Source organism: Variovorax sp. WDL1 (genome assembly GCF_001541225.1).
Lineage (GTDB): Bacteria > Pseudomonadota > Gammaproteobacteria > Burkholderiales > Burkholderiaceae_C > Variovorax.
Map to the genome: position 1 here is coordinate 1 of NZ_LMTS01000183.1, position 7,805 is coordinate 7,805.

Below are 7,805 nucleotides of genomic sequence, written 5' to 3' on the forward strand. Positions count from 1 at the left end.
ATCTGGGCACAAGGGGCGTGGTCAATAGAGCGCTTACGATGGAATGAGCTTAGTGTCGTTCTGGATCGTGTTCGCGTCGGTGCGCTGGCGCACATACAGTAATTCAGACGTATTCCAAGCGCTCACGCTGCGGTAGCGCTGGCAAAGCAACTGCAGAGCGCCCGCAGCAACCGCCTCACAGACGCAGTAAGCACCTGTGCGCCGACGCGGGATACCGCAGTCGTGCTGAATTCGAGACGATCAAGGCGCACGGCTATATCCCTCACGTGGTCGGTCGCTGGCAGGAGGCAGAGCGCAAGCGCCGCGATTCAAAGAAGACGCGAAAGGCTGCACGGCTTCCCCATACTTCAATACTTCACGACTTCGCTCGCGTTTGTGGATGAGCGTCCCCTCTGCCCACCGCGGAGAAAGTGTTACTCATCAAACACGGCCAGTCGATCTACCATGTAGGCGCGCGCTCGACGCGATCGGGCGTTTGCACCACCTGCGGGTGCGCCAATGACCAGGCGAATCGCAACGCATCGACCCGCTGCATTCGATCTGTAGGCACTCAGGCGGCACCAATCACGGTGCCGCTTGTTTGTAAGGAGCCCGAGACGTACTCTGCGTAAGCGGTGCCCCAGGGCCCTCTGTTCAGATCGCCAAGCGACGAGCACGATCGTCTGATCGAGCGCACCTGCGATGGGGTGCATCAAGGCGGTAGTGCACATCATGAACGATCGAGTCACTCGAGGCGCCCGTCGGCGGCGCGAACACTGCCCGGAACTGAGGCGCGAGCTGGTTGCGCGAAGCCTGCTGCCTGGCGCGTCCGTGTCGGCAATCGCGTTGGACGCCGGCATCAACGCGAATCTTCTGTTCACGTGGCGCCGCGCGCAGCGCAATTCGGCAGGGCAAAACCCCGGGGCCACTGCACATCGAGTTGCGCGGCACGAAGCCCAAGGTCTGGCGCCGCGTGCTGGTGCCCGAGACGATCACGTTGCTCAAGCTTCACCTGGTCATCGAGGCCGCGTTCGGATGGGGCCACTCGCACCTGCACGAGTTCATCGCCGGCGACGGCGAGCGCTATGGAACGCCTGATCCGATGTACGACGATCCTGGCTTGATCACCAGCGAGAGCGCGCGACTGACCACCGCCCTGAATCGGTCGACGCTGAGCTACGTCTACGACTTCGGGGACTACTGGGACCACCGTATCAAGGTCGAGAAGAAGCTCGCACCGGATCCGCTGCTGCCCCTGCCGTTCTGCGTCGGCGGCGCCTGCGCGACGCCACCCGAGGACTGCGGCGGCATTCCAGGCTATGCCGACTTCGTGCAGGCCATGGCCGATCCCGATGACCCGGAGCACGAGAACTTGGCCGAATGGATCGGCGTAGAGACCTGGGATCCCAAGGCGTTCGATTCCACCGACGCCAATGACCGCCTGGCCGCGATCTAGCACTCACGCTGCCATGGCGCAATCGACGAGGAACATCGAGACGTTGATCGCCGATGGCGGTGACATCAACATCAGCGCGCTGCCGCCTCACGAGTGCGCTGCCACAGCGGCCGACGGCAGCAACTGCCTGGCCATGCTCGTGCGTCGTGATGGCGAGACCTTCAATGCACTGCTCAAGCGCCTGGACAAGGCGATCGGGATGGCTTGGTCGGACGACCTCTTCATCGATGAAGTTAACGACGGCGAGAGCGATCTGCTGTAGTCGCTACGAGGTTCGATCGTCAAGGAGGGCCTTGGGCTCTCGCTTACTACTCTGCCTCGTGCTGCCAGGGCGTTCGAAGGCAAAAGACCGGTGACCAAGACGAGCAACGAACGACGCGCCAGCACGTTTCAAATTGAGTCCGGGTAAAATGCGGCATGTCCAACACGCAACTCACGCAGGATGGCCTGCGCTACGTCAAGAAGTCTCCAGGCTCCATCATCACAACGCCGCGCGCCGAAGCCATGATGTCCTGCTGCAAGTGCGGGAAGTTCGTACTCCGCACGGAGATGACTTCGAAGCGCTTCCTCGGCAAGAACCATCTCGTCTGCGCTCCGAAGTGCGGGTAGGCATCAGCGCGGCTGCCACGACCTTGCACTTGTCTGAGCCTGTAACCCTGTAACGCTTGCTCGAAACCCGCAGGATCCTATGCCCGTCCGTGCTGCCGGCTTCGGGTACCTGCAGCGGTCCGCGAGCTTCGCTTTGCGGCGTTCGCAGCAGTTTCCGAAACGGCACTGAAGTTTGCTTCTGCAATATCGGAAACTTGCTTTACAGCTCGCTGCACCGATTCGAAGGCATGGTTGGCAGCTGCGACGGCGCTCTTCATGATTTCCACGGCTGACTCGGCCTCACGCACAACGCCCGTTGCGTTAGGCGGCGTGTACGCGGGGTCGATGACCCTGAACGCCTCGGGCATGCGCGCGGCAATCGTTAGCAATGTTTTGGCTGCGCCGGTCGGTTCGCGACGCCCCTGTTCCCACTGCTGAAGCGTGCGCACAGACACCCCAAGGAGGGAAGCAAAACCGTCCTGCGACAGCCCGGTTTTCTGGCGTGCGGCGGCCACTGGTGTGTAAACTTTGCGGGTCTTTCCGGCGGCCATCTGCCGCGCCGACAAGAGCAGTTCTGCCTCCAGGTCTCGACTGGCTTCCCATGCCTCAAGTTCGGCATCAGTCATTGGCTGTTTCCGCTGCATCGCGAAGTCCTTTCAAAGTTGCGCCACTGAGCGTATCGAGCTTGCTCTTCGCATAGATAAACATCAGGACGACCTCGCCGGCCTTGGTGCGGGTGTAATAGATCACTCGCACACCCCCGCTCTTACCAGATCCGGCGCGGGTCCAACGTACCTTGCGCACGCCACCCGAGCCGCGAACCACATCGCCTGCCGTGGGGTTGGCTGCAATGTAGGCTGCGAACTCACCACGCTCTTCCTCCGTCCAGTACGCGTCCCAAAGGGTCTGAAAGTGGAGCGTTTCAACTACTGTGAGCATTGGTCCACAATTATACGCCAAGGGAGCACCGGAAGCGGAATCGCTGCGCCAAAGGCGCAGCATGACTCCGCGTCAAACGAGGTCCTACGAAAGCGGGGTGCACCGCCCCTTAGGTCGCCTCGCGGAGTAGTTCAGCCTTCTGCGCAAGCTCAGCGGCCTCGGCCACCTGCTGAAGTGAAAGCGGGCCCGCCAGCTCGACCTCGCCAGACAACACGCTCTCGAGCGCTTCCCGCCCTGCCCGGCCAGCCAACCAGGCAAATGCCGACGTGATCGATCCGCCGCCGAACTTTGCACGCAGCGCCTTCCCCGCGGCACGGCTCACCTCTGCGAACGCCTCCTGATCCACCGCAGTCGATGCCGCGCGGACAACCAGGCAGAACGCTTCGAGCTTGTCGGCCTCGTTGCGCAAGCGAAGAGCTTTCGCGGTGCTGTGGGCTGCGTATCCAAGGAGCACCGGCTCGCTTGCGTCGGTGAATAGCTGAATCTGTCGCCCCTCAACCCAACTCGAATCACCTCGCGACAGTACCTCCACAAATCGCCCGCGAGCTTTCGACGCGCGCGCTGCGGCCGCGCGCGCGCCTTCGGCATCGTCAACGCGCCAAACCAGGAGCGGAGAATGGGCCGTGCCATGAACCGCCCACCGACCAGCGCTGTTGAGGCAGCGAACGTAGCTGCTTGGCGAGCCACCGTGCCGTGCCGTCTCCAGTGACGCCAATTGGTGATCGGGCAGCGAGAGAAGCAGGTATAGGTCGAACGGCATCGGGGTGCCACTGTGTGCCCATGATTGTCACCGGTGGGCGAGACGACCGGCCCCAGTAGGATCCAGGCATGCCCAAGAACCACGACCTCTTCGCCAGCTCAGCCTCCATTCTGCGCATGCCGTCCTGGCTCGGCCCCGGCGTCCATGAAGAAAACGATCTCCCGTTCGAGCCTGGCGACTACAAGATCACGCCTGGCGAGCGCTGGACCGTCACCGCGCTGAAGACGGGCGAGACTGTCTACTCCGGCATCGGCCCCGTGGAAATCCTCAGGGCATAAGCCACGCGGCGCTGGGGAGGTACGGGCTGGCGCGAACTTCTTGGTTAGGACTGGTCCTGCCGAGTTAGAAGGCACCGACCGATGCGCGGTAGGGCGAGCACGAACGGAGACTCCTCTTGCGATCACGGCACCCGCTCCCCCTCCTCTTACAGTCGTGATTGCCCTGGCCCTCCGGTGAATCGTTGCCGGAGGGCCTTTTCGAGACGCGTCGCGCATGCGGATCATTGTGGGCGGCGCGCGACAGATCGTGGTTTTCCGGTTAAACGTGTGATTTTTGCTCGGCGGTTTCACGCCCGCCCGTCTCACAATTTCCACTTATGAGCACCACTCGCCCGCCTCTCTGGTACCGCCACGCTTGGTGGTTGCCCAGTGCGTGCTCGGCGTTCGCCTTCGCCTTGGTGGTAGCCACGCTGCGCCCTACCGAACAGAGCATCCTGTTGGCTGTCGCGATCCTCTGCGCCCTGCCCTGGTCCCTCGCCCTTTTTCTCCTTGACTTCAATGAAGGGTTCGCCGATCGTGCTGCCGTCCTCGTCTGCATCGGGCTGTGCATAAACGCTGCTCTGCTGTGGTGGTCCACCGCCCTGCTGCGCGTCCGCTTCCGCGACCGGCACGCAGACCTGAGCGATGCTGAGGCCTGATCAATCGACTGAGGAGCCGTCCATGATCTCCGAACGCAAATCACTCGTGTGGGGTCAAGCGGCAGTGGTGGAGCATCTCGAGAAGCTCCTCGTTGCTGCGAAGGCCGGCGAGCTGGACGACGTCGTCATGGCTCACCGGGTGTTCAAGAGCGACGGCACGTTCGAGGACATCGTCTTTGGCGGCACCGAAGAACAGCGCGAACCCGCGCTCGCAAAGCTCAGCGCCACGGACGATTGACCGCTGGGTGCGTTTTTTATCTGACCTAGCGCGAATCAGACGCGATTCAGCACAATGCGTGCATGAGTGAACGGCACCCTCGAGCCGATCGGCCACCCACTGGCCTGAAGATGCCTTCCACGCCCACAAGCGATTTCGACGAACAGCACTACGGCGCATGCTCCCAGGTCGTTTCCTTAGCCGTCGGCATGTCATGGATCAACTACGGCGTCGCCGCCTTGGTCATGATCAGTTCTGTGCCGAACAACTACCACGCAGAAGCCGGATTGATTGTTGCGGTATGCATCGGATTCGCGCTTAGCGGGCGACCAGTGGCCGCGCTCATTCGCAGGATCACAGGCTGGGCGCAGAGCACCTGCTATCCCCTTGGCATCTTGCTCGGTAATGCACTGGGCGTGGCGGCTGGCGCTTCCCTCGCGTCGTATTTGGGTTAGCGACCACCCATGAAGCAGCGCGCCCGCCGGAAAGTTGTGTTCCTGCCCCGTGCGCTTCAACCATCACCGCGGGCGAGAACCAAGATCCGCGCAACGATGGACAAGATTCTGATCGAGCATCGCGAGCTGTTCGATCGGCTTGCTGACGCCTAGGAACACCGCCGCGTCGGCCTGTTCAGCTTGACCCGGCATCCGAAAGCTCGGGGGCGAGCATCACGCCTCCGTGAGCGCGCACAGTCGCGCTGACGATCGAGCCTTCGGACGTAAAGTCCATCTCGACCATCGATTCGATGTACTCGCGCACCGAAGCCCGGTCCAGCATGCCCGGGTAAGGATCATCCACGTAGCCGAGCCCGACGTAGGTTTCCTAAAGATGGTCATTTTTGCCTGCACTTCTGTCGCCTTTTTCGACACCGCCTCCCCTCCCCCTCACCAACAGGGTCGGCCCCCCTTGTTTCTGCAGCCTCAGTGACTTCGGAAGCGGCGAGTTGGCGTTTCGAGGACCTGTCCCCCAACCTGAGTCGGCGCAGAGGTTCACGGCAAATGCTAGGCCAGTCTGAGCTCCAGCCGTTTGCCCATTGCGAGCAACGCGGCGGCCACCGTGTCGATCTTGGTCGGGTGATGTAAGTCGACCAAGCGAGTCACCTCCTGCGGCCGGGCATGCATCAACCTCGCCAGTTCGGCGGGGCGCTTGCCCTGAGCGATCATTTCGTTGAGCAGGAGCACCTTGACAGCCACGCTGGGCGGCAGGTCGATCGCAACCTGACCACGCTTCAAAGCGGAGGGCATCGGCACCGGGCGTCGATCCTCAAAATAAAAATCCATCGCAGTCGTCAGCGCATCGGCCGCCAGCTCAATCGCTTCGACCCGATCCTTTGCGCCAGTCACGGCTTCCGGGATGTCCGGAAACGTCACGAGATACCCGTCGCCGTCTCGCGTCACGCGGGCTGGGTAGCTGAACATAGTTCACCTTCAATCTTTGATGCCGAGCTGGCGCAGGATGCTCTTGCGCAGGCCCTCGCCAATTTCCTTCGAATGCCTCGGCAGCATCGTTTGCTTGGTGCCGAGATAGACCTTCGTGTGCTTTGAGCCCTCAACGAATCGGGCCCCCTTCGAGGCAAGGAAGCGCTTGAATTCTGAAGTTTTCATGAGTCCAACTATTTATTCGGGCGAACGCCTTCGCCCAGGTTTTTGCAGTTGCCATTTCTTTCTCCTTGATCAAGCCAAAATCGGCCAGGAAGTTTTCATCGCCGGTCTGGATCGCGTGTCTTCGCGCGCGTACTAACCGGCGATGCATGAACCGCATTTGCCACACCCCACCTGGTGCGCCGCTTACTTTCATGGCGTTAGTATAAACAAAAATGTTGATTGTGTCTTCGGGGCGGCGACGCTGCTGGTCGTCTGTGCCATAACTGGATCACTTGTCGGCAAGCTCACCCTCAAACACCTCGGCTGGGCAACCCTCGGCGGCGCCGCCATCGTCCTTAACTGGCTGCTGATCTTTGAGGCGTTCTCCCGGGCCTCTCCGTGGCCATCGCGGTCTACAACACCCAGCCGTTCATTCTGGTCGCCCTCGGCGCGATCTTCTTCTCCGAGCGCATCACTGCAACGAAGCTCATGTGGCTCGGCATCGCTTTCACGGGCGTGTTGCTCATCGTCCAGGCGAGGCCATCGACGGCAGCCTATGCCGGCCCCGACGCCGCCTACATTTCCGGCGTCCTCATGGCGCTCGGCGCGGCGTTCCTCTACGCCATCGCGGCAATCGTGACGAAGAAGCTCGGCGATATGCCGCCGCACCTCATCGCATTGATCCATGTTTGTGTTGGCACGGTCATGCTCGCGCCCTTCGCAGACCTGGCGAACCTTCCGACCGATTCCCGTGCATGGGCTGATTTCGTGGTGATGGGCGCGGTATATACCGGCCTGGTCTTCGCACTTCTGTACGGCGCGATCCAGAAGCTGCCAACGCACTCCGTGGGCGCACTGTCCTTTCTTTATCCAATCTTCGCCATGGTGGTGGACTTCGTGGCTTTCGATCACAAGCTCAAGCCGTTGCAATTCGTCGGCTCGGCAGCCATCCTGATCGCCGCCGCCGGCATGAACCTCGGGTGGAGGTTTCACAAAGCGCCGGTCGCCGACTGAGTGCTTGGCCGACCGTGGCAGTCCTGATATTAAGAACTTTGTTTCTTTTGCTTGTCGGCGCCGGAGCATTGTGGCTTGTGTACATATTCGGCATCGGGATGCTCATTTCATTCCTCTCGCTCGCCGCCGCTGCCGTGGTCCTGTTCTCAGCTGAACGGACGCGACCGGACGAAGCCACGCAGAGCGCTCAGCCGACCAACTGGCACACGCCCCATTAAGACACCTAGCCCGTCAGCGGCTGGCCGCGCCACACTTGACGGGACGGTGGCGCGCGGTTTCATCGAGTTGTGACTAGCGCTAAGCAGTACGCGAGCTGAACCGCACCGGGATTCGAGGAGGCCGGTTGGCTTGAG

At 61.6% G+C, this 7,805-nt stretch carries 16 protein-coding genes and 2 pseudogenes; 11 read left to right on the plus strand and 7 right to left on the minus strand.

Annotation, left to right across the window (positions count from 1 at the left end; translation table 11 throughout):
• Nucleotides 1-164: 164 nt before the first annotated feature.
• The 5 genes and pseudogenes from APY03_RS44435 to APY03_RS25295 all read left to right on the plus strand — a co-directional run.
• Nucleotides 165-317 (plus strand): annotated as a pseudogene (locus APY03_RS44435) (IS5/IS1182 family transposase); the annotation flags it as partial.
• A 394-nt stretch (nt 318-711) separates the two neighbouring features.
• A pseudogene (locus tag APY03_RS45390) lies at nt 712-885 on the plus strand (transposase); the annotation flags it as partial.
• A gap of 34 nt (nt 886-919) precedes the next feature.
• Nucleotides 920-1,435 (plus strand): plasmid pRiA4b ORF-3 family protein, encoded by a 516-nt coding sequence (locus tag APY03_RS25285; RefSeq protein WP_232081426.1) that lies wholly within the window; start codon nt 920-922, stop codon nt 1,433-1,435.
• A gap of 13 nt (nt 1,436-1,448) precedes the next feature.
• A complete protein-coding gene (locus tag APY03_RS25290; protein ID WP_102906039.1) occupies nt 1,449-1,697 on the plus strand; it encodes a hypothetical protein in 249 nt (82 codons plus the stop codon).
• A 155-nt stretch (nt 1,698-1,852) separates the two neighbouring features.
• Nucleotides 1,853-2,044, plus strand: a complete 192-nt coding sequence (locus APY03_RS25295; RefSeq protein ID WP_068681266.1) for a hypothetical protein — start codon at nt 1,853-1,855, stop codon at nt 2,042-2,044.
• A gap of 77 nt (nt 2,045-2,121) precedes the next feature.
• Here the strand turns inward: APY03_RS25295 and APY03_RS44440 are convergent, their stop codons facing one another.
• From APY03_RS44440 to APY03_RS44445, 3 genes are all read right to left on the minus strand, one after another.
• Nucleotides 2,122-2,649, minus strand: coding sequence for a helix-turn-helix domain-containing protein (locus APY03_RS44440; RefSeq protein ID WP_068681268.1), 528 nt, complete (start codon nt 2,647-2,649; stop codon nt 2,122-2,124).
• Nucleotides 2,642-2,962: a type II toxin-antitoxin system RelE/ParE family toxin gene (locus APY03_RS25305; protein ID WP_068681270.1), complete on the minus strand. Its 321-nt coding sequence runs from the start codon at nt 2,960-2,962 to the stop codon at nt 2,642-2,644. The genes APY03_RS44440 and APY03_RS25305 overlap by 8 nt, the downstream gene beginning before the upstream one ends.
• 109 nt (nt 2,963-3,071) lie before the next feature.
• Nucleotides 3,072-3,722: a hypothetical protein gene (locus APY03_RS44445; protein WP_068681273.1), complete on the minus strand. Its 651-nt coding sequence runs from the start codon at nt 3,720-3,722 to the stop codon at nt 3,072-3,074.
• Nucleotides 3,723-3,790: 68 nt separating this feature from the next.
• Here APY03_RS44445 and APY03_RS25315 point away from each other — a divergent pair, with 68 nt between their 5' ends.
• From APY03_RS25315 to APY03_RS41785, 5 genes are all read left to right on the plus strand, one after another.
• Complete coding sequence (locus APY03_RS25315; protein ID WP_068681275.1) at nt 3,791-4,000, plus strand: hypothetical protein; 210 nt, start codon at nt 3,791-3,793, stop codon at nt 3,998-4,000.
• A 317-nt stretch (nt 4,001-4,317) separates the two neighbouring features.
• Nucleotides 4,318-4,638, plus strand: coding sequence for a hypothetical protein (locus tag APY03_RS25320; RefSeq protein WP_068681277.1), 321 nt, complete (start codon nt 4,318-4,320; stop codon nt 4,636-4,638).
• Between the two features lie 22 nt (nt 4,639-4,660).
• Nucleotides 4,661-4,876 (plus strand): hypothetical protein, encoded by a 216-nt coding sequence (locus APY03_RS25325; protein ID WP_068681279.1) that lies wholly within the window; start codon nt 4,661-4,663, stop codon nt 4,874-4,876.
• A 110-nt stretch (nt 4,877-4,986) separates the two neighbouring features.
• On the plus strand, nt 4,987-5,310 hold the full coding sequence (locus APY03_RS25330; RefSeq protein WP_068681280.1) for a hypothetical protein: 324 nt from the start codon (nt 4,987-4,989) through the stop codon (nt 5,308-5,310).
• Nucleotides 5,311-5,319: 9 nt separating this feature from the next.
• Nucleotides 5,320-5,463, plus strand: coding sequence for a hypothetical protein (locus APY03_RS41785; protein ID WP_157103456.1), 144 nt, complete (start codon nt 5,320-5,322; stop codon nt 5,461-5,463).
• 22 nt (nt 5,464-5,485) lie between these two features.
• On the opposite strand, the gene APY03_RS41790 is transcribed toward APY03_RS41785, so the two are convergent.
• From APY03_RS41790 to APY03_RS44450, 4 genes are all read right to left on the minus strand, one after another.
• Nucleotides 5,486-5,653 (minus strand): hypothetical protein, encoded by a 168-nt coding sequence (locus tag APY03_RS41790; RefSeq protein WP_157103457.1) that lies wholly within the window; start codon nt 5,651-5,653, stop codon nt 5,486-5,488.
• 203 nt (nt 5,654-5,856) lie between these two features.
• Complete coding sequence (locus APY03_RS25335; protein ID WP_068681282.1) at nt 5,857-6,273, minus strand: type II toxin-antitoxin system HicB family antitoxin; 417 nt, start codon at nt 6,271-6,273, stop codon at nt 5,857-5,859.
• 9 nt (nt 6,274-6,282) lie between these two features.
• A complete protein-coding gene (locus APY03_RS25340) occupies nt 6,283-6,459 on the minus strand; it encodes a type II toxin-antitoxin system HicA family toxin (RefSeq protein ID WP_068681284.1) in 177 nt (58 codons plus the stop codon).
• Nucleotides 6,404-6,652 (minus strand): hypothetical protein, encoded by a 249-nt coding sequence (locus APY03_RS44450; RefSeq protein WP_232324396.1) that lies wholly within the window; start codon nt 6,650-6,652, stop codon nt 6,404-6,406. Before APY03_RS44450 ends, APY03_RS25340 begins: the two co-directional genes overlap by 56 nt.
• Before the next feature lie 185 nt (nt 6,653-6,837).
• Here APY03_RS44450 and APY03_RS25345 point away from each other — a divergent pair, with 185 nt between their 5' ends.
• Nucleotides 6,838-7,452, plus strand: a complete 615-nt coding sequence (locus APY03_RS25345) for a DMT family transporter (protein ID WP_068681286.1) — start codon at nt 6,838-6,840, stop codon at nt 7,450-7,452.
• Nucleotides 7,453-7,805: the final 353 nt, after the last annotated feature.